Raw genomic sequence first — 22,852 nt, 5'->3', positions numbered from 1 at the left:
TCATAAAGTATTTGCAAGTTTAGGCTGGCTAAGCACATGAGGCGCACCGATTTGTTGCACAAATCTGTACGACTCATCTCTGTGCTTTGTGCAAGACCAGCCTATATAAAGTTTTGCCTTTCTAAAAACTTTCTGCGTTTTGCGCCGCTTGCCGTGGGAGGCGGCGTCATTCTCGCTAAATTTTGCCCATTGTGCAAGGAATATTCTAATTCTTTTGCCGAGTTCGTATTTCAATAAAAATATTGAGTAGCGAAAACTAACTTCATATTCGAGCAAATGATTAGGAGTTTTAGTGGTACAAACTTGAATAGAAGGAGTTGATTGGAATGCAGGGGAGGCGACTCCTGCAGGAACAGCATGTGCGGAAAATCCACTTTTTTCGGGACGTGTCCCGTAAAAAGTTAGTTGGAGCCGTGCCCGCGGAAAGCGTCCGACCCGGAATGGAAATCGACTCCCCCTTTATTAGAAAGGATTATTAATGATAGATTCTTTAATTAATTTTATAGAAAAAGTACGCTCATAACTTTGAGTGTACTTTTTTTAGTGTTACTATTGAAAGAGGAAGCTTTCATTAATTAGAGAGGTGATCTTATGGAAAAGCACCGAATTTTCGTTGTAGAAGATGATGTGAAAATCGCATCGTTATTAGCAGAAACATTAAGGAAATACCAATATGAAGTGGCCATAGTAAAAGATTTTGAACAGGTGATTGAAGAATGCACATTATTTAATCCACACCTTGTACTGCTTGATATTAATTTACCTACATATGATGGCTATTATTGGTGTCGAAAACTGCGTCAATATACGAAATGTCCGATATTATTTATTTCAGCCAGATCAGGGGAAATGGATCAAATTTTTGCACTTGAAAATGGCGGCGATGATTTTATTACAAAACCATTTAACTATGAAATTGTGCTCGCTAAAATTCGTAGCCATTTACGTCGGACGTATGGGGAATATTCAATACGTCAAGAAGAACGAACGATTAAGCAAGGGCAACTAACACTTTATTTAGAAAGAATGGAATTACAAATAAAGGATTTAACTGTACCACTTCAAAAGAAGGAATGTGTTATTTTAGGGCTTTTAATGGGACAGGCACCAAAAGTTGTAAGCCGTGATCAATTATTAGAAGAGTTATGGGATGATCAAGCATTCGTTGATGAAAATACATTAAATGTGAATATGACCCGTGTACGAAAAAAATTAGCGGATTACGATATTCTTTCTAGTATTGAAACAGTTCGCGGTGCAGGTTATCGTTTTATGTTAAGTACGGAGGAAATGTAATGGCCGTCAAATTATTTTTGAAAGAGCACGGTTCTTACGTATTATTCCAATTATTTATGACGGTATTTTTAATCACATTGTTTTGGCTTGAAGGATTTCGCAGTAAGGAAACCGCAATTTATGCTATTGCGATTAATATGTTGTTAATTGCTTCTTTTTTAATTGTACGATATATGTTAAGGCGTCGATATTTAGCCAAAATTACACAGTGCCCAACAACGATGGAGGATGCACTTCAAAAAAATGCAAAGACCGCGGAATATGCGTTAACAGAGCGCTATTTACATGAATTATATAAATTGTATCAGCATGAAGTTCAATCGCTCTACGCGACGCAATCGAGACAATATAAATTTATGAATCAATGGGTACATCAAATGAAAACTCCTGTATCTGTATTAGAGCTGTTATTGCAAGAAGATGGGGAACTCGATAAAAAAAGTGTGCAAGAAGAAGTAGATCGCCTCAAGCGCGGACTTGAAATGGTGTTAATCAATGCGCGATTAGAAAACTTTGAAGAAGATATGCAAATTGTCGAAGTACCTTTAAAAGCGATTGTAACGGCTGTAATAAATGAAAATAAACGATTATTTATTGCAAATCGTGTGTTTCCCAATGTCGATGTGGATGAAAATGTAAGTGTGATGAGTGATCCAAAATGGCTCCGTTTTTTACTGGATCAATTTATTACAAATGCTGTGAAATACACATTTGAACCGAATAAGAAAATTACGATTTCAAGTACCAAGTTTGACCAGCGAATCATATTAACGATTCAAGATGAAGGCATTGGTATTCCAAAATCAGATTTAACACGAGTGACAAAAGCCTTTTATACTGGAGAAAACGGTCGCAAAACAGGTGAATCCACAGGAATGGGTTTATATATTGCGAAAGAAACTTGTGATAAGTTAGGGCATCAGCTGTTGATTACTTCAGAGGTAGGACAAGGTACAAAAATCGAAGTCATTTTTAATTCATAGGGGAAAGTAAAGCAAGGAAATGAAATGAACTTTGAAGTAGTGCTGCCTTGGGGATTTACTAACACGAAAACACAATAATTGAGGGATGCAAATGTCAATTTTACAAATTAATGAAGTAACGAAAGTGTATGAAGGAAAAGTAACGAAGCGTGCACTGAATCAATTAAGTTTTGAAGTTGAAGCAGGTGAATTTGTAGCCATTATGGGTCCATCAGGTAGTGGTAAAACAACATTGCTGAATATGATTTCAATGGTGGACATGCCGACTTCAGGTGAAATTATTTTTGACGGAACAAAGCCGCAAACGTTAAATAGTGAGCAGCTTGCCTATTTCCGCCGACGCCAGCTTGGTTTTGTATTTCAAGATTTCAATTTATTGCCGATGCTTTCTGTGGAAGAAAATATTATTTTGCCATTAACACTTGATGAGCAACCCGTTTCAGTGATGGAAGAACGCTTGCAACAATTAAGCAGGAAACTAGATTTAGCGGCTATATTGCAAAAAAGGCCTAATGAAATATCAGGTGGTCAAGCACAAAGGACAGCGATAGCGAGAGCGCTAATCCATGAGCCAACCATTATTTTAGCCGATGAGCCTACCGGTAATTTAGATTCCAATTCAACACGTGAAGTTTTACAGTTGCTCGGAAAAGTAAATAAGGAAAATGGTGCAACGATTGTGATGGTAACACATGACCCGATTGCGGCAAGTTTTTGTGATCGTGTGTTGTTTATTAAAGATGGCGAGTTTTTTAATGAAATTTATCAAGACGATCGACAACAAACATTTTTCCAACGAATTTTGAATGTATTGAGTTTATTAGGAGGACATGTCGGTGACTTTTCTTCAATTCGCTTACCGTAACGTTTTCCGTAATTTTCGTAACTATGCAGCATTTTTTATGGCGAGTTTCTTTTCTGTCTTTGTTTTTTTCATTTATTCCATGGTCATGTTTCATCCTGAAATTGAAAGAGGTTTTCTAGGGGAAGTTTCCATCGCGGGAATGGTGTTGGCAGAAGTCATATTAGTGTTGTTTTCATGGTTTTTTATTTTTTATTCAATGCGTGCATTTTTAGAGGCCCGTGCAAAGGAATTTGCTATTTTTTTACATTTAGGCATGAGCCGTAATCAATTGAGCAAATTAATCTTTATTGAAACGATGACAATCGGTATTCTTTCATGTATTTCAGGAATTCTTTTTGGTTTCGCATTTTCGAAATTCTTTTTCATGATTGTACGTGAAATTTTAAATTTAACGGATTTGCCTTTGTATTTATCATGGGAACCATTTGTTTTAACGCTATTTGTTTATTTAAGTGCGTTCACAGTTATTTCAGTAATTAGCGTTATATTCACGCCAAATATTAAAATTATTGACGTATTAAAGGGACCGAAAATTGTTGATGTTTCGGATGCCTATTCCAAAAAACAAGCTTTCTTTGGGGTTTTTTTAATCGCATTGGGCTATTTTTTAGCGCTAATTACGACGAAATCATCCATTTTTAATTACACGCTGCTCGTCCCGATTTTTGTGACAGTCGGGACGTATTTTTTCTTTACGGATACGACACTTTATTTTATGGATCTTATTAAAAGACGAAAACAGTATTATTGGAAAAAGTCACGGATGCTGGCAATTGCTGAGCAGGTGCAAATTGTGCGTGGAAATTCAGGGATGTTCTTTATCGTAACACTTGTATCAACAATGGCTTTTTTGACGGTCGGTATTCTGTCGGCGATGTCTTCTTATACTTCGCAATACGATAAACTGAATCCACTCGGGATGATTTATAAAGGGGAAGTTGACAATCCGTATGAACGAGAACATATTGTATCGTTAATTGAAAGCCTTGAGGACAATGGCATTAGCTATCAAATGACCCGTTTTTCGGTAAAGAGACAAACTTCCTCGTTCACATCAAATCCTGTGGAGGTTTTTAGAGAAACTGATGTGAACCATCTATTGTTCTCATACAAGTATCCGCTCGTTAATTTAAAAAGTGGAGAAGCTATGTTTATTCCATATTCAGAGGATTCAATAAAGGATTTAGCAAATACAGTTGTTGAAACGACGTTAGTGGAAAACAACGTCGAGCTGACAATTAATAGTGTGTATCCAAAAATGTTTTTCCCAACAGCTATTATAAGCAGTAACTCAATTATTATTAGTGACGAGGATTATGAAAACTTAATCAATCCGTTTGCTCATTATCTAAACTTGAAACCTGGCTATCACCTTTTCACATTCGATATACCAAAATGGATGGAGACAAAAGAAATCGGTGTCGACATTCATCATATGGTCGCGAGAGAGTATGTATTAAGCGATGTGTATTCACTTCCATTTTATTATGAAAATACGGGATTAAATTATTCTTATATATTAGCAACCTACTCTTTATTTACCCTTGTAGGGATTCTTGTTGTCGCTGTTTTTTTACTTGCTTCAGGAAGTTTTGTGTATTTTAAATTATATGCAAACTTAGATCAGAAGAAAAAACAATTTAATATGTTAAAGCGAATTGGCTTAACAGATCGCGAAATGAAAAATTTAGTCACTCGTTTTTTATGCATTCAATTTTTCCTTCCTTGGGGGCTAGCCCTCGTGCATAGTGCATTCGCGTTCCTTGTCATTCAAACGGTGTTACATGATGTGATGAATCTTTCCATCGTAAAAGAAGGGGTTATTTCCTTTACACTGATTGGATGCATTCAGATTGTCTATTTCTTTTTAATACGCTGGCGTTATATTTCACATATTCGAGCATAACAAGAAATTTGTTAATAGTAGATAAAAGTGGATTTTTTTAACGAATAATTGTAATGGTTGGTAAAATAGGTATTGTTTTATCAGAATACTTATTTTATAATGCTAATTAAGTGAATAGTTATTCATTTTACGCATAAGGGGATGGGTGTATTGAATTTAGTTGAAAACATTAGACAACAAGCTCTCGAACAACCAGAAAAAACAGCGTATTATTTTTTAGGACAAGGCACTACTTATGGCGAGTTTGAACAAACGATTGCCAGGTTTGCCGCAGCTTTACAAGATTTAGGGGTACAAAAAGGGGATCATATTGCCTTTTTACTTGGCAATACACCGCATTATTTAATTTCGCTCTATGCAACGATGCGAATTGGTGCGACAGCGATCCCGATTAATCCCATTTACACACCGGACGAAATTTCTTACATTATAAAAAACGGTGATGTAAAAGTTGTTATTGCACTAGATATGTTATTACCACTTGTGGAGGCAGGGGTGCAAGGATTCCCGCAAGTGACGGACTATATCATATGTGAAACAACACCAGATGTAGCAGAAAAATATGCAGCTTTAAGTGAAGCAGCAAAAGCGAAAACAAAATTATTTACACAAGTACTAAGCGCGACAAGTCATACGGTCGAGCCAGTAGCTGTTGATCTAGATGATACAGCAATTATTTTATATACTTCGGGTACGACTGGTCAGCCAAAAGGTGCGATGCTGACACATGAAAATATCTATTCGAATGCGCGTGATGTTGGTGAATATTTAAAAATGACAGCGGATGACCGCGTCGTTACAACGTTGCCGGTGTTCCATGTATTTGCGTTAACGGTTGTCGTCAATGCGCCATTAATGAAAGGTGCAACGTTACTACTTGCACCGCGTTTTAGCCCAGCTGAAATATTTGAACTGACCGCTGCTTATAAAGCGACAATTTTTGCAGGCGTTCCGACAATGTACAACTTCTTATATCAATATGATGGCGATGCAAATGCATTTTCAAGTGTGCGTTTAGCCATTTCTGGTGGCGCTTCATTACCGGTAACATTGCTTCATAGTTTTGAAGAGAAGTTTAATGTCCGAGTGTCTGAAGGTTACGGTTTATCAGAAGCTTCACCCGTTACATGCTTTAACCCAACGGATCGCGAACGAAAAGCGGGGTCGATTGGGACATCCGTTTTGAATGTCGAAAATAAAGTCGTTGATGAAAACGGTGAAGAAGTTCCAGTAGGTGAAGTAGGAGAATTAATTGTCCGTGGACCAAATGTGATGAAAGGCTATTATAAAATGCCTGAAGAAACAGCGGCGGCAATTCGTAACGGGTGGCTATATACAGGCGACTTAGCGAGACGTGATGAAGAAGGTTATTTTTATATTGTTGATCGAAAAAAAGATATGATTATTGTCGGCGGTTACAATGTTTATCCGCGAGAAGTTGAGGAAGTGCTCTACTCGCATACAGGCATTGTCGAAGCGGCCGTAGTAGGGTTCCCAGATCCAAATTTTGGTGAAGCTGTACATGCATACGTTGTCTTGAAAGATCATGATACGAAAGTGGAAGATATTCAAGCTTACTGTGCAAAGCATATCGTGAAATATAAAATTCCAACAGTGATCGAAATTATCGATGAGTTACCCAAAAATACAACGGGGAAAATTTTACGCCGTTCATTAAAAGAAGCTGTGAAACAATAAATATTGACAGAGCCCATCATTCGAACTGAAATGGTGGGTTTTTAGTTTGGATACTTCCTACAAAAAAATGATATTACAATATTCTAAAAATATAAAATAATCATTCCAATAATAAGTATTTAATGATAGAATAACTGTTACGAAAACCGAAATAAATAAGGGGTGTTTGAATATGACAACGTATTTAACAAAGGAAGATTTATACCGAATTCAATCGATTACAAGTCCAGTTTTAGCGCCAAGTGAACAAGAGGCTGTATTTGTTCGCACGCAAATAAATGAAAAAGAAAATAATTATAATGCACATTTATTCCATATCGATTTAGCTACAAATGAAGTCGTACAATGGACATTCGGCAATGAAGTGATTACAGCTCCTGCTTGGTCACCAGATGGGAAACAAATCGCTTACCTATCGAATCGCAATGAAAAAAATCAACTTTTCCTAATGAATCGTCAAGGTGGCGAAGCACAGGTACTTACGACGCTACCAAATGGCGTTCAAGAGTTTTTATGGAGCCCTTGTGGGGATAAAATTTGGATTGCTAGCTCAGTAAAAAGAGGGCTTTCCATTACACAAGAAGAGGAGAAGGAAGAATCTAAACTGCTAAAGCCTTACATAGTCGATAAGATGAAATATAAAGCGGATAGCGTTGGGTTATTGCAACAAAATCGCTTTTCACAAATTGCTACAATCGATTTAAAGACAAAAGAAATTACGCCATTTACAGAAGGGGATTATGCTCATTCTATTCAAGGCATTTCTCAGGATGGTAAATGGTTAGTCATTAGTGTGAATCGTGTAGAAAATACAGACGATGTTTTCCGCACACCACTTTATCTGGTAAATGTAGAAACGAAAGAAGAAAAAGTATTGGTAGAAGCAGATGGCAACTACGGAGGCGCAACATTTTCATTGGATGATCGTTATATTGCGTATAGAGGGGCAGATCAATCCTTCTTAAATGCTACTCATAGGCATATTTATGTATATGACCGTGAAACGGGTTTGACACAAAAATTAACAGAGAGCTTTGATGCCCCAGTTGGTGATTATTCAGTTGCTGATACGCAGCAAAATGTAGATGCGCCAGCCGTAATGTGGACTGAAAATAATGATTTGTATTTCCAAGTATCAACAAGTGGTGATGTACGTCTTTACTATGCAACATTGGACGGTGCTATTTATCCTGCATCACCTGAAAATGAACATATTTATGGCTATATGATTTTTAAAAATGGCAATCGTGCGTTAATAACGGCATCAAATGCTACGTTCCCAGGTGAGCTATTTGATTTTGATATTACGACAGGTGAGAAGAAGCAGTTAACGACATTTAATGAATCTTTTTTAAATGAAGTACAGCTTGTTACACCAGAAGCAATTTCATATGCATCAAAAGATGGCACAATTGTTCATGGTTGGATGATGAAACCAGCTCAATTTAAGGAAGGAGAAAAATATCCTTTAATTGTTGAAATTCATGGTGGACCACATACTTTATATGCCAATACATTTTTCCACGAGCTACAATTATTAGCGGCACAAGGCTATGGTGTACTTTATGTAAACCCTCGAGGTAGTCACGGTTATAGCCAGGTATTTGTGGATGCCGTGCGCGGTGATTATGGCGGTGGGGATTATGAAGATATTATGGCGGGTGTCGATTATGCATTGGCAAATTATTCATGGATAGATGACAACCGTCTTGGTGTAACCGGTGGAAGCTATGGTGGCTTTATGACGAACTGGATTGTAGGTCATACAAATCGATTTAAAGCTGCGGTCACACAACGTTCGATTTCAAATTGGATTAGCTTCAATGGTGTATCGGATATTGGTTATTACTTTTCGGAGTGGCAAATGCAAGCGGATATGGCTAATGTGGAAAAGCTATGGAAACATTCCCCGTTAAAATATGCTGCACAAGTTGAAACACCATTACTTATTTTGCATGGAGAACGTGATTTCCGTTGCCCAATCGAGCAGGCAGAGCAATTACATGTTACATTAAAGCGCATGGGTAAGGAAGTTGAATTTGTCCGATTCCCTGAATGTGATCATAATTTATCTAGAAATGGCGCACCAAACTTACGCCTTGAACGCTTAGCACAAATAACAGGGTGGTTTAAGCAATATTTAGCTTGATTCAGCGGATGTTACAGATTTTTAAGGGGAGCACATGCAACTAGTAGGCAATAAATTCGTCTTAACTATTGAAATAATGATGGGGATATAGCGCATCATAAATACGAATATGTTAAAATGGTAAAGAAAATTTAAGCCGAAAGTGAGAAATAAGATGTCAATAATTTATGGTTTGATTGATTTTATTTTAAATATTGATGAGCATTTAGTTGAAATCATTCAACAATTTGGGAACTGGTCTTACGGAATTTTATTTGGGATTATTTTTGTAGAAACGGGTATTGTTATTATGCCGTTTTTACCAGGAGACTCGCTTCTTTTTGCTAGTGGTACAATGGCGGCCTTAGGGGCATTTAATTTAACGACGCTATTAATTGTATTTTTTGTCGCTGCTGTTATTGGTGATACGGTCAATTATCACATCGGTAAAAAAGTTGGGATGTCGATTCCAGAAAAAAGTTTTATCGGACGCTTTATTAATCGAGAGCGCATGGAAATTGCCCAAAAATTCTTTAATAAACATGGTGGAAAAACGATCGTCATTGCCCGTTTCATGCCATTTATTCGTACATTTATTCCGTTCATCGCAGGTGCAAGCCGCATGAATTATAAATATTTCCTTTTTTATAATGTGTTTGGTGCATTTTTATGGGTAATGAGCTGCACATTATTAGGATACTTTTTCGGAAATATCCCGATTATTAAAGATAACTTCTCAACAGTTTTAATTTTAATAATCGTTATTTCAGTATTGCCAGCTATTATTGGGGCAATTGGTTCGAGAAAGAAAAAAGCGAAGTAAAAGTTTAAAAAGTGACTTAACAAAACGTGGAAATTGTTTTGTTAAGTCACTTTTTATCGTCCTTTAAATTTAGGGGGGCGTTTTTCTGAAAAGGCATTTAATGCTTCAATCCGGTCTTCAGTGGGTAAAGTAAGTTCATAGGCCTTTCGTTCAATCTGCAACCCTGTTTGGATATCTGTTTTCATACCTTGTTTAATGGCGAACTTTGCCTGTTGAATTGCAATCGGTGCATTGCGTAAGATGTTAGTAGCAAAGTCAGTTGTTGCATCATGTAAGTTCTCTGCTGATACAACTTTTGTTAAGATACCGTAACTTAATGCTTCATTTGCATTCATTCGTGCCGCAGTTAAAATAAGCTCCATTGCTTTTGCTTCTCCAATAAGACGAGGTAAACGCTGCGTGCCACCAGCACCAGGTATAATACCAAGACTGGTTTCGGTTAAGCCTAATGTAATATGATCGGCAGCAATGCGAAAATCACAAGCAAGTGCTAATTCTAAGCCGCCACCAAATGCGTAGCCATTTAAAACACAAATCGTTGGTTGAGGAAGTTGTTCAATTAAAGAAAATACTTCACCAAAGCGATTTAAGTTTCGCTTTACAAATGCATCAGGAAGTGTTTTACGTTCCTTTAAATCGGCTCCAACCGAAAAGGCCTTTTCACCAGCACCTGTAATAACGACAAGTCGAATATCGGGGTGAATTTGGATGGATTCAATTACTCTTCTCAATTCTTCAAGCATTTCGAAGTTAAAGGCATTCAGCATTGTAGGACGGTTTAACGTAATATATGCAACAAACTCTTTTTGCTCGTATTGAATCATATTCACAATGAGTACCTCCATATTTTTCTTTTTATTATTAATATAGTACAATGTTATCGGGAAATATTACAATGGAATAAAATATAACTTGACAGTAGTAAAAAAGACTGAAATTAAAATCGATTAGGAAATCTTGTTATTATAGATGAAGAGTTAAAATTGATCTTCGTATTTGTAGTGTGTGTAAACATGCTCTAAATGAAAAATATAAATTTATGGTGTGAAATGAGGAAATGATATGGAAGTTTTTATAGGAAGACAACCAATATTTAACGCTCAGGAACAAGTGGTAGCCTATGAGCTATTATATAGAAATAGCGAAAAAAATGTATTTCCAATGGTCGATGCTGATACAGCAACTGTTGATGTTTTAATCAACTCATTTTTATCAATGGGCATAGATAATGTAACAAATGGGAAGCCCTCCTTTGTGAACTTTACAGAAAATTTATTGATGGATACAACGCTTGATTACATAAATCCATCTCAAGTCGTTATAGAAGTGTTAGAAGATGTTCCGATTACGGAAGAGTTAATTCAGCGCATTATAGAACTGCGAAAACATGGCTTTAGATTTGCGCTCGATGATTTTATTATGAATGAAGAAGTTTTGATATACAATGATTTATTTGCGAACGTTGATTATATAAAAATTGACTTTTTATTAACGCCAATATTAGAACGTATGGAAATTGAAAATAAAATTAAGAAGCAATTTCCCAAAATCCAATTATTAGCGGAAAAAGTGGAGACACGTAAGCAATATGAAGTGGCAAAGCATTCTGGCTATGTTTTATTTCAAGGCTATTTCTTTGAACAACCACAAATTATTAAATCGACAGAAATACCTACCAATGCCCTTCAATATTTCCAAATTATTTCGATTTTAAATGATGAAGAGCCGAATATTAATTTATTAGCTGAAAATATAGAACGTGAAATTTCTTTAACTTATAAATTATTACAGCTCATTAATAATTCATCAAAACGTTCAATATCAAAAGTACGCTCAATTAAGCAAGCGATTTTACTATTGGGACTAACAGAGCTACGAAAATGGATTTATTTATTAGCGATGCGTGAAATTAATATCAATAAAGATGATGATGTATTTATTGAGTTAATGAGTGCTTCCTTATTCAGAGCGAAAGTTTGTGAAAAAATTGCTCGTTTAAATTATAAAGAGAACTTTTCAGAGTACTTTTTAATTGGCTTGTTCTCATTAATTGACGCCCTTTTAAAACGTCCAATGAATGATGTTTTAAAATACTTACCGCTATCAGAAAGCATTGTGGAAACAATTAGTGGTAATGACACAGAAATGCAGCCTTATTTACAATTTAGTATAGCTTTAAGTAAGTTAGAGTGGGCTCGAATGAATGAGCTTGCAGAAGGGTTAAACATTTCAAAAGATTGCATACTCCCAATGTATGAAGAGGTAAAAAGTTGGGTGGCGGATGCATTAATATTCGATTAAAGAAACAAGATAGTATAAGTAAGTGAGGATTTGTATGACAGAATTAAAAAGTAGCTCGTACAATACAGTGAAGGATACAATTTTAGAATATGTATTTGTACTTATTGGTGCGGCAGTTGTTGCACTTGGATTTAATCTGTTTTTATTTCCAAACCAAGTAGCATCTGGTGGCGTTAGTGGGATTAGTACGATTTTGAATGGTTTATTTGGTTGGAATGCGGGCATTGTCCAATATGCCTTTAACATTCCATTATTTATCGCTGGTGTACTCGTTTTAGGGAAAACATTCGGTTTGAAATCATTGGTCGGAACACTGACATTACCGCTTTTTGTAATTATTACAGGTGATTGGGATGCGTGGACGCTCAATCCTTTGCTCGGTGCTATTTTTGGCGGCATCGTTGTAGGGTTAGGAATTGGCCTCGTATTTAAGGGAAATGCGTCGACAGGTGGAACGGATTTACTTGCTCAAATTATTACAAAGTTTACGGGATTAACGTTAGGGACAAGTGTTTTACTTATTGATGGTGTTGTTGCGGTAAGTGCTGCACTCGTGTTTGATTTAGAAAAGGGCTTATATGCGCTTATTGGTTTATACGTTACGACCAAAACAATTGATATCGTACAATTAGGGTTTAGCCAGTCAAAAATGGTGTATATTATTACGAATGATGAAGATGAAGTTCGAGATGCAATTTATAAAGAAATTAAACGCGGTGTTACTAAAATTCCAGCAATCGGAGGATATACTGGAAAAGATCGCCCTGTATTGATGGTCGTCGTCTATCAAACAGAGTTCACAAAGCTGAAACAAGTGCTGAAAACAGTTGACCCGAAAGCATTTGTGATTGTATCGGATGCTTATGAAGTGTTGGGTGAAGGTTTCAAACGTGTATAAGTTTGGTATAATGAGTACTGTAGTTGTAATTCATTATTGGAGGGGTTCAAAATGAAAAAAAGTTTACTTACATTAATTTTTGGTTCGGCTCTATTTTTAGCAGCATGTGGTGGAGGCGATAAAGATTCATCTACTGGTGGCGAAACAGCGGAACCTAATGGTGAAAAATTAGTTGTGAAATCTTGTGCTACTTGTCACGGTGGTAAATTACAAGGTGCAAATGCTCCAGCATTGGACAAGTTAGGCGCAAAATATTCGGAACAAGAAATTTTGGATATTATTATTAATGGTACAGATAAAGGGATGCCGGCTGGTTTACTTAGAGGCGAGGAAGCTGAAGCTGCAGCAAACTATTTAGCAGGATTAAAATAATTAAAATAAAACGGTGGGGTACTCTTGTACTTCATCGTTTTTTTATTGGATATATAAGACAACTTTCATGTAGTAAATGCGCTATACATGATAAAATATTTACTAGATGAAAAATAGATTGGAGCGTACCTATTTATGATTCAAGTGATTACAAAAGATGTTATGGAAAAGTTTAACTTGCAGCTTGTAAGTGGACAAGAAGGAATTGGTCGATACATAACGACAGGCGATATTTCGAGGCCTGGTCTTGAGATGGCTGGCTACTTTACGCATTATCCTGCAAATCGAGTGCAGCTTTTAGGAAAAACGGAATTATCCTTTTTTGAAATGTTGCCAACAGTCGAAAAAAAGGAACGCATGAAACAACTTTGTTCGGATGAAACACCAGCGATTATTATTTCTCGCAATATGAGCGTGCCTCAAGAATTGATTGAGGCTTCCAATGAAAACAATGTGCCCGTTTTAGTGACACCGATTACTACGACAAGATTTTCAAGTCGCTTAACGGACTTTTTGGAAAGCAAGCTCGCACCAACTACGGCTATGCATGGTGTGCTTGTCGATGTATACGGAATAGGCGTATTAATTATTGGGAAGAGTGGCGTCGGAAAAAGTGAAACCGCATTGGAGCTTATTAAAAAAGGGCATCGTCTTGTAGCGGATGACAGCGTAGAAATACGCCAGGAAGCAGAAAGTATGCTCATTGGTAGCCCTCCACCATTATTAGAGCATTTACTTGAAATTCGGGGCATAGGCATTATTGATATTATGACACTATTTGGTGCAAGTGCTATTCGTCCATATAAACGAATAACGCTAATTGTCGAATTAGAAAACTGGGATCCCGAAAAGTTTTATGATCGTCTTGGTTTAGATGAAGAAAAAATGAAAATCATTGATACGGAAGTGACGAAGCTGACAATTCCAGTACAGCCTGGTCGAAATGTTTCGGTCATTATTGAAGTAGCGGCAATGAATTATCGTCTGAAAAAGATGGGCGTCAATGCTGCCGAAGAATTTTCACGTCGATTAGATGATATGATTACCGCAAATGATGAGATGGATGATTATTAATTTCAAGTTCCTAATTTTTTATAATTGAAGGGAGAATAAGATGGTCACACAGTTATTAACGATTAATCCTGTTGCATTTCACTTAGGTCCAATACCGGTGAATTGGTATGGGATACTTATTGGAATAGGAATTGTCCTCGCCTATTTCCTTGCACAAAGAGAAGCGGTCCGTTTAGGGCTGGACGATGAATTTATTGCAGACTTTTTAATTTGGGCTGTACCGATTGGCATTTTGTCGGCGCGTATTTATTATGTCGCCATGAAATGGGATTATTATGGTGCCAATCCAGGTCGCATTATCGAAATTTGGAATGGTGGTATTGCGATTCACGGTGCATTAATAGGTGCATTTATTACTGCTTATTTCTTCACGAAAAAACGAAAAGTAAGCTTTTTACGTCTTGCAGATATTGCCGCGCCAAGTATTTTGATCGGTCAAATTATTGGACGCTGGGGCAATTTTGTCAACCAAGAAGCATATGGTGGTCCTGTAACACGTGAGTTTTTAGAAGGCCTTTTCCTTCCTAATTGGATAATTGAGCAAATGTATATCCAATATGAAAAAACTTATGTGCACCCTACTTTTTTATATGAATCGGTATGGAATATAATTGGGTTTATCGTTTTAATTGTAGCGCGTAAATTAAATTGGCGTCGTGGGGAAATGTTTTTCTTCTATTTAATTTGGTATTCAATTGGACGTTTCTACATCGAAAGTTTACGTACAGATAGCTTATATTTAATTGGCGATTTACGTTCCGCTCAGGTTGTATCCATTATTGGTATTGCGGTGGGTATTATTGCGATTGTTTACCGACGTATGACTGTTAAACCAGTTGTACGCTATTTAGATAAAAAATAAAAGTAGAAAGCCGTTTGCATGATTGCGAGCGGTTTTTCTAAAAGAAATAAGGGGCATCGCGATGAAAACGAAAGCATTATTATTTGATTTTGACGGAACATTACTCGACACAAATGATTTGATTGTCCAAACATTTATGCAGATTTTTGACGAAATATTTCCTGGGCAATATTCGACGCAAGATTGCTTAAAATTCATCGGTCCGTCATTGCAGCAGACTTTTGACGAATTAACACCTGGTAAAACAGATGAAATGATTGTCAAATATAAAGAGTGGAATGCCCTCCATCACGATGAGCTTGTAAAAGGCTATGATGCGGTTTTAGAAACACTGGAGCAACTGCATGCAACGGGGATAAAATTAGCGATCGTGTCTACGAAAGGTCAGGACGGGTTAGCCCGTGGATTGAAGGTGTTAGGAGCAGGTCATTTATTTGATGTTATTGTAGGAATAGATGATGTTACACATGTAAAGCCTCATCCAGAGCCGATATTACTAGCATTGCAAAAATTAGGTGTAACGAAAGAACAAGCGATTATGATTGGTGATAATTCGCATGATATTGAGGGAGGCCAAAATGCCGGGGTACGAACGGCGGGAGTCGCTTGGTCTGCAAAAGGAGAATTATTTTTACAGCAATTTAATCCAGATTATATGCTCCAACATATGCATGATTTAATCGAAATTGTGAAAGGGGATTAAATATGAGAAGGACGGAGCGCTATCGCGTAGACGGAGCGAATTCACTTTGGAATATTTATAAAACAGTATCCTTTTGGAAGGTGATGAAGTGTTTTATCATTATTCAAATAGGACGTTTTGTGCCCTTTTTGTCTATGAAAAATTGGCTATATCGTACCTTTTTAGGGATGCGCATAGGTAAGCAAACATCCATTGCGCTAATGGTTATGCCTGATACGATGTTTCCAGAGCGTATTTCAATCGGCGATAATACAGTCATTGGCTTTAATACGACCATTTTAGCGCATGAGTATTTGATTGAGGAATATCGTCTCGGGGATGTTGAAATTGGGAGTCGCGTCATGATTGGGGCAAATTCAACGATTTTACCTGGTGTAAAAATTGGGGATAATGCAATCGTTTCTGCAGCAACACTTGTGCATAAAGATGTACCAGCTGGCAGCATGGTCGGTGGAAATCCAATGCGGATAATTTTCACAGCAGAGCAACAATTGGAGAGAAAAAAGCAGGATCAACCGATTTGGCATAATAAAAAATAGAAATAAAGAAAAAAGCAAAACCTATTGACTGGTTTTGCTTTTTTCTATTTATATATGTTGAACTTATGAAACTAACATCCCATTAGAATGAAGATCTGACTAATAATACGTTGCCTGCCACGGCAGCGACGCACTCGATTGAGTAAGATTTTTTAGAACGAAAAACTTTATACAAGGCTAGCCTTGCTACATGCGCACAAAGATGAGTCGTACAGATTTGTGCAAACATTGTCTGTGCGCCTCATGTGCTTAGCCAGCCTAAACTAGCGAATACTTTATTAGAAGTTTTATTAAAATATTTACATCATAAGGATAGAATCTTTTGTTTAACTTATATAGAAAGGAAATATCTACGGATCGCCACACGATTCACTTAAACAATCCGTACTCATATAGTAACGATTAAGGTATAATAAAAAGATATATCAGAAAATTTAAATAATGAAAATTTTGTGAATATGTTGACTATATGTAGAACTAGCAGTAAAATACTTTCATACACTAGTTATTTAACACTCTAGCATGGTGAAGTGTACTAGAGGATTTATATAAAAAGGTTAAGAAAAAGATAATAGCTTAGGATGTGTCAAAATGTCATCGATAAAAATGTTTGAAAAGCCGCTTGGGATGCGCGATACATTTCCACAAATATATGAAAAATTAGAGTTGATTCGATCTACGGGACGCAATCTTTTGAGAGCGCGCGGCTACGAATTTATAAAAACACCAACCGTCGAATATTTCGATACAGTAGGAAAAGCGTCTGCGATATCCGATGCATCATTATTCAAATTGGTCGATAGTCAAGGCAATACACTCGTACTTCGCCCAGATATGACAACACCAATTGCACGTGTGACGACGTCGAAATTATTAAAGGAAAAAATTCCACAACGCTTAGCTTATTTTTCGAACGTATTCCGGGCACAACAGCAAGAAGGCGGACGACCAGCAGAGTTTGACCAAATGGGAATCGAATTAATTGGGGATCAGTCGGTTTATGCAGATGCAGAAGTCATTATGACAGCCATTGATTTAATAAAGGCACTCGGTATTACTTCGTTTAAAGTAACGATTGGGCATGCAGGCGTATTAAGCTGTATTTTACAAGATTATACGGAAAGCGCGGAACAAGCAGGAAAGTTAAATGAATTGCTCGTTGGGCGCAATTTTGTAGGATTTGAAGAGGCAGTACATGCTTTTGATTTACCGAAAACAAAATCGGATGCATTGTTAGCTTATATTGAAGAAGCGATTAGTTTACCGTCAATGGAAACGATTGAGCGATATGTGCGTAAAAATGATGCACTCGAATATATGCAAAAATTATCACGTATTTTAGCACAAGCAGGATATGAGCAGTACATTGCCTTTGATTTTACACTTTCTAGTCATATGAGTTATTACACTGGCATGTTGTTCGAAATATTTGCAGCGGGTAGTGGATTCCCTCTAGGCAACGGCGGAAGATATGATGGACTACTAGAACATTTCGGCTCCAATGTAGGTGCAACTGGCTTTGGGTTACGGGTAGACAGACTATATGAAGTGATGCCCAAAATCGAAGTAGAAAATAATCATGTGCTCGTTCTATTTGCAGCTGACCGATTTACAGAGGCGCTTATACAGGCAAATTTCTTACGCGAGCAAGGAAAGCAAGTAACACTCCAAGCATATGAAGGAATTATCGATGTAGAGGCGTTAAAAGTGCAATTTGAAGTAGTGAATGAATTTCAAAGTAGGGAGGTGTAGGCGATGACAGAGTTAACAATTGCGATGCCAAAAGGGAGAATTTTTGAAGAAGCATATGAAATGTTAATTCAAGCAGGTTTTAACCTTCCTGAAGAAGTAGAAATGTCGCGCAAATTAATGATTGAAATACCTGAGGAAAAGATACGATTTATATTAGCAAAACCAATGGATGTACCTGTTTATGTGGAGCATGGTGTGGCGGATATCGGCATTGCGGGCAAGGACGTATTACTAGAGCAACGCCGTACAGTGCATGAACTTTTGGATTTAAAAATTAGTGCGTGTTACATCGCATCTGCGGGCTTACCGAATACGAAATTAAGTGAAATTGCGCCGCGCATCGCAACGAAATATCCGAATATTGCGATGAAATATTATAAAGGGATTGGCGAGCAAGTCGAAATTATTGAGCTAAATGGCTCAATCGAATTAGCGCCGATGATTGGTTTAGCTGATCGCATTGTAGATATCGTTTCAACGGGTAGAACGTTAGCGGAAAATGGACTTGTGGAGTATGAACAAATTGCAGATGTTTCATCTCGTTTAATCGCCAATCCAGTAAGTTACCGCATGAAAAGTGAGCGTATTCAAGATTTAGTAACACGTCTAAAAACATGTGTGAAGTAAAAGGGGTGGGAGCATGAATATTACAACGCTTACAGATGATATTTCTTTAAAACGTCAGCTTGAAAGTGGCAATGAAGAGCAACTTAAAACCGTGCGCCAAGTCATCTCGGACGTCCGCACAAAAGGTGATCAAGCAATTAAGTATTATAGTGAAAAATGGGACGGCTTTGCACCTGAAAACTTGAAAGTAAGTGTCGCTGAAATGGATGAGGCGGTCGCTGGCTTTGATGCACAATTATATAAAGATTTACAGGAAGCAGCAGACAATATTCGTCTTTACCATAAGGAACAAAAACGTGATGGCTATAAGCTACCATTAGCAGATGGGTCTTGGCTTGGACAACGCATTACACCACTGGATGCGGTAGGGCTCTATGTTCCGGGGGGGTCAGCGGCTTATCCTTCCTCAGTTTTAATGAATGTCATCCCTGCACAAGTAGCAGGTGTAAAGCGTATTGTCATTACTTCACCAGCTGGTAAAGACGGCAAGCTACCCGCAGCTGTGTTAGTAGCGGCATACATATTAGGTGTGACAGAAATTTATAAAGTTGGTGGCGCACAGGCAATTGCTGCCCTTGCTTATGGTACGGAAACGATTGAACCGGTTGATAAAATTACAGGTCCTGGCAATATTTTTGTTGCTTTGGCGAAACGAGAAGTATTCGGTGAAGTCGCGATTGATATGATTGCTGGACCTTCAGAAATTTGTGTACTAGCAGATGATTCCGCGTATGCCGATGAAATTGCAGCCGACTTACTATCACAAGCAGAGCATGATGCATTGGCATGCGCGATTCTTATTACGACGAGTGATGACTTAGCGGATGCGGTGGCGGAGCAAGTAGAAATTCAATTGCGCAAACTGCCACGTGAAAGCATTGCCCGCCAATCAATTGAAAATTTCGGTCATGTTTATATTGCTGAATCAATAGCAGAAGCGGTAAGAGCTGTTAATTCATTAGCACCTGAACATTTAGAAGTGATGACAGAAAACGCAGAGCAAGTAGCACAAATGATTACCCATGCCGGAGCTATTTTTATCGGGCGCTACAGCTCAGAGCCTGTAGGAGATTATTTCGCAGGTACGAACCATGTGTTGCCAACAAATTCAACAGCACGTTTCGCAAGTGGCTTAAATGTAGATGATTTTATTAAACGGACGAGCGTTGTTTATTATAGCAAAAAAACATGGGCACAAAATGCACCGAAAATTGCCCGTTTAGCCCGATTAGAAGGATTAGAAGGACATGCCCGTGCAGTAGAGTCACGCAGCTGGGATAAAGGAGAATGAAAGATGACACGTTTTGCTAAAATTGAGCGTAATACAAATGAAACGAAAATCGAGGTAGAACTAAATTTAGATGGTACAGGTCAAGTAGAAATTAAAACAGGCATTGGCTTTATGGATCATATGCTCGATTTATTTTTTAAACACGGTCTATTTGACGGGAAAATTATTGCAAATGGGGATACATGGATTGATGACCACCATACAGCAGAAGATATTGGCATCGTGCTTGGGCAAGTTTTCCGTGAAGCATTAGGGGATAAAAAAGGCATTAAGCGCTATGGCACGTTCTTTGTACCGATGGATGATGCACTAGCACAAGTTGTTGTTGATTGCTCAAACCGTCCACATTTAGAATATCGCATTGAACCAACATTAAATGCGAAGGTCGGCACATTTGATACGGAACTTGTCCATGAGTTTTTATGGAAGTTTGCACTGGAAGCCCGTATTAATTTACATGTCATTGTACCTTATGGACAGAATACGCATCATATTATTGAGGCGATTTTTAAAGCATTAGCACGTGCACTTGATGAGGCGGTTCAAATCGATCCACGCGTTAAAGGAGTGCCTTCAACAAAGGGGCTGTTAACGTGAAAATTGGTGTAATCGATTATGGCATGGGCAATTTATTTAGTGTCGAACAAGCATTGAAACGTTTAAATGCAGAAGTCATTGTGACGAGTGATAAAGCGCAGCTTGATCAGGCAGATGCCCTTGTATTACCAGGTGTTGGTGCTTTTCCGGATGCGATGAAAAGATTACAGGAAACAGATTTAATTAACTATATTAAGAAAACAAAAAAGCCGCTATTGGGTATTTGTCTTGGGATGCAGCTCCTATTTGAGGGAAGTGAAGAAGTGATGCCAACAAGCGGCTTAGGCATTTTTAAAGGACGTATTGAGCGCTTTAAAGGGGTATCGCGTATTCCTCATATGGGGTGGAATGATTTAACGCTTCAACAAACACCAAGCTGGCTACAAAATAAATCATTACCAAAAGATCAATTCGTCTATTTTGTGCATTCCTTTTATGCAACGAATATGGCGCAGCAGCAATTAGTTGCAGCCGCACAATATGAAGGGGTAAGCGTGCCAGGAATTGTTGCCAAAGATAATTTTACAGGCATGCAGTTTCACCCAGAAAAATCAGGACAGTTCGGTGTTTTTTTATTACGTGAATGGGCGAATGGAGTGGAGGAAACCGTATGCTAACGAAACGAATTATTCCGTGCTTAGATGTGAAAGACGGACGTGTTGTAAAAGGAATACAATTTGAAGGACTTCGCGATGCAGGGGATCCTGTTGAACTAGCGAAGTTTTATGATGAGCAAGGTGCCGATGAGCTCGTATTTTTAGATATTTCAGCATCTCATGAAGGGCGTAAAACGATGGTCGATGTTGTGCGCGAAACTGCGGCGACTTTGGCGATTCCATTTACAGTTGGCGGCGGTATTCGCACGCTCGATGATATGAAGAAAATTTTGCGCGCTGGTGCAGATAAAGTATCGGTCAACACTTCAGCATTAGAACGACCACAGTTAATTAAAGAAGGCGCGGATTATTTCGGTGCACAATGTATCGTTTGTGCCATTGATGCACGTTATTCAGAAGAAGATGGCACATGGATGGTGTATACGCATGGTGGACGCAATAAAACAACATGGCAAGCTGTAGAGTGGGCGCAAGAAGCGGTTCGTCTTGGTGCGGGTGAAATTTTATTGACGTCGATGAATCAAGACGGTGAAAAAGCAGGCTTTGATTTAGCGTTAACAAAAGCAATTCGTGACGCGGTTACGGTGCCAGTCATTGCAAGTGGTGGTGCGGGCAATGCCGAGCACTTTAGAGAAGTACTGCAAGATGTGGATGCAGATGCAGCTTTAGCGGCAAGTATTTTCCACTACAAAGAAACAAGTGTAGCGGAAGTGAAGCGTTATTTAAAAGAAAAAGGAGTTCCTGTCCGATGAACGTAAAATTTGATGAACAAGGTTTAGTACCTGTCGTTGTCCAAAATGCACAATCAAAAGAAGTATTAACAGTAGCTTATATGAATGAACAATCTTTAGCGAAGACGATTGAAACAGGCGAAACATGGTTTTATTCCCGTTCACGCGCGGAACTTTGGCATAAAGGAGCAACGAGCGGAAATACGCAGCTAGTTGTCTCTATTAAAACGGATTGTGACCAAGATGCACTTGTTGTAGAAGTAATTCCTGCTGGACCAGCATGTCACAACGGTACAATGTCTTGCTTCACAGAGAGCATCGTTGAAAAACCGCGCTCTGGCTCAGTCGGCATTTTACCACAGCTTGTAGAAGTCATTAAGCAACGCGAAATTGATATGCCAGAAGGTGCGTACACAACGTATTTATTTGATAAGGGTATCGATAAAATTTGCAAAAAGGTTGGGGAAGAGGCAACAGAAGTTGTGATTGGTGCCAAAAACCGCGATAAAGAGGAAGTGAAGTGGGAGTCCGCGGATCTTCTATATCACCTTTTAGTATTGCTTCAAGAACAAAAAGTAGACCTTTACGAAGTGTTAGAAGTTTTACAAAAGCGCCATGAAGGCAAACCGCAAAATTAAGAGATAAGAACAATCTTCGCTGAAGTTCAATTTATGACATTAGTTCTGAATATGCTATAATAAAACCAATTATTTAAGGAACGTGAAATTATGCGTTCCTTATTTCTTTGTTTATTAAAGATATCTTGAAAAAATGATTACTTTGCCAAAC

The 22,852-nt window shown here is 37.9% G+C and carries 22 protein-coding genes; 21 read left to right on the top strand and 1 reads right to left on the bottom strand.

Going from position 1 to position 22,852, the window contains the following annotated elements:
* Positions 1–591: 591 nt before the first annotated feature.
* The 7 genes from MHI10_RS17840 (at position 592) to MHI10_RS17810 (ending at position 9,699) form a co-directional block, all read left to right on the top strand.
* Complete coding sequence (locus MHI10_RS17840) at positions 592–1,296, top strand: response regulator transcription factor (RefSeq protein WP_340787800.1); 705 nt, start codon at positions 592–594, stop codon at positions 1,294–1,296.
* Complete coding sequence (locus MHI10_RS17835) at positions 1,296–2,279, top strand: sensor histidine kinase (protein ID WP_340787796.1); 984 nt, start codon at positions 1,296–1,298, stop codon at positions 2,277–2,279. Before MHI10_RS17840 ends, MHI10_RS17835 begins: the two co-directional genes overlap by 1 nt.
* A gap of 91 nt (positions 2,280–2,370) precedes the next feature.
* Positions 2,371–3,144 carry an ABC transporter ATP-binding protein gene (locus MHI10_RS17830; protein WP_340787794.1) on the top strand — a complete coding sequence of 258 codons (774 nt, stop codon included), beginning with the start codon at positions 2,371–2,373 and terminating at the stop codon, positions 3,142–3,144.
* Entirely contained in the window at positions 3,116–5,050 is a 1,935-nt protein-coding gene (locus tag MHI10_RS17825) for an ABC transporter permease (protein WP_340787793.1), read from the top strand. Before MHI10_RS17830 ends, MHI10_RS17825 begins: the two co-directional genes overlap by 29 nt.
* Before the next feature lie 150 nt (positions 5,051–5,200).
* Positions 5,201–6,748: a fatty acid--CoA ligase family protein gene (locus tag MHI10_RS17820; RefSeq protein ID WP_340787791.1), complete on the top strand. Its 1,548-nt coding sequence runs from the start codon at positions 5,201–5,203 to the stop codon at positions 6,746–6,748.
* 172 nt (positions 6,749–6,920) lie between these two features.
* Positions 6,921–8,897 carry a S9 family peptidase gene (locus MHI10_RS17815; protein WP_340787790.1) on the top strand — a complete coding sequence of 659 codons (1,977 nt, stop codon included), beginning with the start codon at positions 6,921–6,923 and terminating at the stop codon, positions 8,895–8,897.
* A 154-nt stretch (positions 8,898–9,051) separates the two neighbouring features.
* A complete protein-coding gene (locus tag MHI10_RS17810; RefSeq protein WP_340787788.1) occupies positions 9,052–9,699 on the top strand; it encodes a VTT domain-containing protein in 648 nt (215 codons plus the stop codon).
* 53 nt (positions 9,700–9,752) lie between these two features.
* Here MHI10_RS17810 and MHI10_RS17805 read toward each other — a convergent pair whose 3' ends face one another.
* Positions 9,753–10,529, bottom strand: a complete 777-nt coding sequence (locus MHI10_RS17805) for an enoyl-CoA hydratase-related protein (protein WP_340787786.1) — start codon at positions 10,527–10,529, stop codon at positions 9,753–9,755.
* Positions 10,530–10,761: 232 nt separating this feature from the next.
* Here MHI10_RS17805 and MHI10_RS17800 point away from each other — a divergent pair, with 232 nt between their 5' ends.
* The 14 genes from MHI10_RS17800 (at position 10,762) to hisIE (ending at position 22,701) form a co-directional block, all read left to right on the top strand.
* Entirely contained in the window at positions 10,762–12,000 is a 1,239-nt protein-coding gene (locus tag MHI10_RS17800; RefSeq protein WP_340787785.1) for an EAL and HDOD domain-containing protein, read from the top strand.
* A 34-nt stretch (positions 12,001–12,034) separates the two neighbouring features.
* Complete coding sequence (locus MHI10_RS17795) at positions 12,035–12,898, top strand: YitT family protein (RefSeq protein ID WP_340787783.1); 864 nt, start codon at positions 12,035–12,037, stop codon at positions 12,896–12,898.
* Positions 12,899–12,949: 51 nt separating this feature from the next.
* Complete coding sequence (locus MHI10_RS17790; protein ID WP_340787780.1) at positions 12,950–13,270, top strand: c-type cytochrome; 321 nt, start codon at positions 12,950–12,952, stop codon at positions 13,268–13,270.
* A gap of 135 nt (positions 13,271–13,405) precedes the next feature.
* Positions 13,406–14,344, top strand: a complete 939-nt coding sequence (gene hprK, locus MHI10_RS17785; RefSeq protein ID WP_340787777.1) for an HPr(Ser) kinase/phosphatase — start codon at positions 13,406–13,408, stop codon at positions 14,342–14,344.
* Positions 14,345–14,384: 40 nt separating this feature from the next.
* On the top strand, positions 14,385–15,206 hold the full coding sequence (lgt, locus tag MHI10_RS17780) for a prolipoprotein diacylglyceryl transferase (RefSeq protein WP_340787774.1): 822 nt from the start codon (positions 14,385–14,387) through the stop codon (positions 15,204–15,206).
* A 61-nt stretch (positions 15,207–15,267) separates the two neighbouring features.
* A complete protein-coding gene (gene ppaX / locus MHI10_RS17775) occupies positions 15,268–15,909 on the top strand; it encodes a pyrophosphatase PpaX (protein WP_340787772.1) in 642 nt (213 codons plus the stop codon).
* A gap of 2 nt (positions 15,910–15,911) precedes the next feature.
* Positions 15,912–16,448, top strand: a complete 537-nt coding sequence (locus tag MHI10_RS17770; RefSeq protein ID WP_340787769.1) for an acyltransferase — start codon at positions 15,912–15,914, stop codon at positions 16,446–16,448.
* A gap of 591 nt (positions 16,449–17,039) precedes the next feature.
* Positions 17,040–18,200, top strand: coding sequence for an ATP phosphoribosyltransferase regulatory subunit (locus MHI10_RS17765; RefSeq protein ID WP_340787767.1), 1,161 nt, complete (start codon positions 17,040–17,042; stop codon positions 18,198–18,200).
* Between the two features lie 3 nt (positions 18,201–18,203).
* On the top strand, positions 18,204–18,827 hold the full coding sequence (hisG, locus tag MHI10_RS17760; protein WP_340787765.1) for an ATP phosphoribosyltransferase: 624 nt from the start codon (positions 18,204–18,206) through the stop codon (positions 18,825–18,827).
* A 13-nt stretch (positions 18,828–18,840) separates the two neighbouring features.
* Complete coding sequence (hisD, locus tag MHI10_RS17755; RefSeq protein WP_340787764.1) at positions 18,841–20,118, top strand: histidinol dehydrogenase; 1,278 nt, start codon at positions 18,841–18,843, stop codon at positions 20,116–20,118.
* 3 nt (positions 20,119–20,121) lie between these two features.
* On the top strand, positions 20,122–20,715 hold the full coding sequence (gene hisB, locus MHI10_RS17750; RefSeq protein ID WP_340787761.1) for an imidazoleglycerol-phosphate dehydratase HisB: 594 nt from the start codon (positions 20,122–20,124) through the stop codon (positions 20,713–20,715).
* Positions 20,712–21,332 carry an imidazole glycerol phosphate synthase subunit HisH gene (gene hisH, locus MHI10_RS17745; protein ID WP_340787759.1) on the top strand — a complete coding sequence of 207 codons (621 nt, stop codon included), beginning with the start codon at positions 20,712–20,714 and terminating at the stop codon, positions 21,330–21,332. The genes hisB and hisH overlap by 4 nt, the downstream gene beginning before the upstream one ends.
* Complete coding sequence (gene hisF / locus MHI10_RS17740; RefSeq protein ID WP_340787756.1) at positions 21,326–22,084, top strand: imidazole glycerol phosphate synthase subunit HisF; 759 nt, start codon at positions 21,326–21,328, stop codon at positions 22,082–22,084. Before hisH ends, hisF begins: the two co-directional genes overlap by 7 nt.
* Positions 22,081–22,701 (top strand): bifunctional phosphoribosyl-AMP cyclohydrolase/phosphoribosyl-ATP diphosphatase HisIE, encoded by a 621-nt coding sequence (gene hisIE / locus MHI10_RS17735; RefSeq protein ID WP_340787754.1) that lies wholly within the window; start codon positions 22,081–22,083, stop codon positions 22,699–22,701. The genes hisF and hisIE overlap by 4 nt, the downstream gene beginning before the upstream one ends.
* Positions 22,702–22,852: the final 151 nt, after the last annotated feature.

Source organism: Solibacillus sp. FSL K6-1523 (assembly GCF_038005225.1).
Classification (GTDB): Bacteria; Bacillota; Bacilli; order Bacillales_A; family Planococcaceae; genus Solibacillus.
The sequence above is the reverse complement of the archived record's forward strand: the minus strand, read 5'-3'. Positions and strand labels throughout refer to the sequence as shown.

Excerpts from the sequence above, each read along its gene's own strand:
- hisIE (WP_340787754.1), top strand. The coding sequence starts at position 22,081 with ATGAACGTAAAATTTGATGAACAAGGTTTAGTACCTGTCGTTGTCCAA.
- MHI10_RS17830 (WP_340787794.1), top strand. The coding sequence starts at position 2,371 with ATGTCAATTTTACAAATTAATGAAGTAACGAAAGTGTATGAAGGAAAA.
- hisF (WP_340787756.1), top strand. The coding sequence starts at position 21,326 with ATGCTAACGAAACGAATTATTCCGTGCTTAGATGTGAAAGACGGACGT.
- MHI10_RS17795 (WP_340787783.1), top strand. The coding sequence starts at position 12,035 with ATGACAGAATTAAAAAGTAGCTCGTACAATACAGTGAAGGATACAATT.
- hisD (WP_340787764.1), top strand. The coding sequence starts at position 18,841 with ATGAATATTACAACGCTTACAGATGATATTTCTTTAAAACGTCAGCTT.
- hprK (WP_340787777.1), top strand. The coding sequence starts at position 13,406 with ATGATTCAAGTGATTACAAAAGATGTTATGGAAAAGTTTAACTTGCAG.
- MHI10_RS17840 (WP_340787800.1), top strand. The coding sequence starts at position 592 with ATGGAAAAGCACCGAATTTTCGTTGTAGAAGATGATGTGAAAATCGCA.
- MHI10_RS17800 (WP_340787785.1), top strand. The coding sequence starts at position 10,762 with ATGGAAGTTTTTATAGGAAGACAACCAATATTTAACGCTCAGGAACAA.
- MHI10_RS17815 (WP_340787790.1), top strand. The coding sequence starts at position 6,921 with ATGACAACGTATTTAACAAAGGAAGATTTATACCGAATTCAATCGATT.
- hisG (WP_340787765.1), top strand. The coding sequence starts at position 18,204 with ATGACAGAGTTAACAATTGCGATGCCAAAAGGGAGAATTTTTGAAGAA.
- MHI10_RS17765 (WP_340787767.1), top strand. The coding sequence starts at position 17,040 with ATGTCATCGATAAAAATGTTTGAAAAGCCGCTTGGGATGCGCGATACA.
- ppaX (WP_340787772.1), top strand. The coding sequence starts at position 15,268 with ATGAAAACGAAAGCATTATTATTTGATTTTGACGGAACATTACTCGAC.
- lgt (WP_340787774.1), top strand. The coding sequence starts at position 14,385 with ATGGTCACACAGTTATTAACGATTAATCCTGTTGCATTTCACTTAGGT.
- hisB (WP_340787761.1), top strand. The coding sequence starts at position 20,122 with ATGACACGTTTTGCTAAAATTGAGCGTAATACAAATGAAACGAAAATC.
- MHI10_RS17810 (WP_340787788.1), top strand. The coding sequence starts at position 9,052 with ATGTCAATAATTTATGGTTTGATTGATTTTATTTTAAATATTGATGAG.
- MHI10_RS17835 (WP_340787796.1), top strand. The coding sequence starts at position 1,296 with ATGGCCGTCAAATTATTTTTGAAAGAGCACGGTTCTTACGTATTATTC.
- MHI10_RS17770 (WP_340787769.1), top strand. The coding sequence starts at position 15,912 with ATGAGAAGGACGGAGCGCTATCGCGTAGACGGAGCGAATTCACTTTGG.
- MHI10_RS17790 (WP_340787780.1), top strand. The coding sequence starts at position 12,950 with ATGAAAAAAAGTTTACTTACATTAATTTTTGGTTCGGCTCTATTTTTA.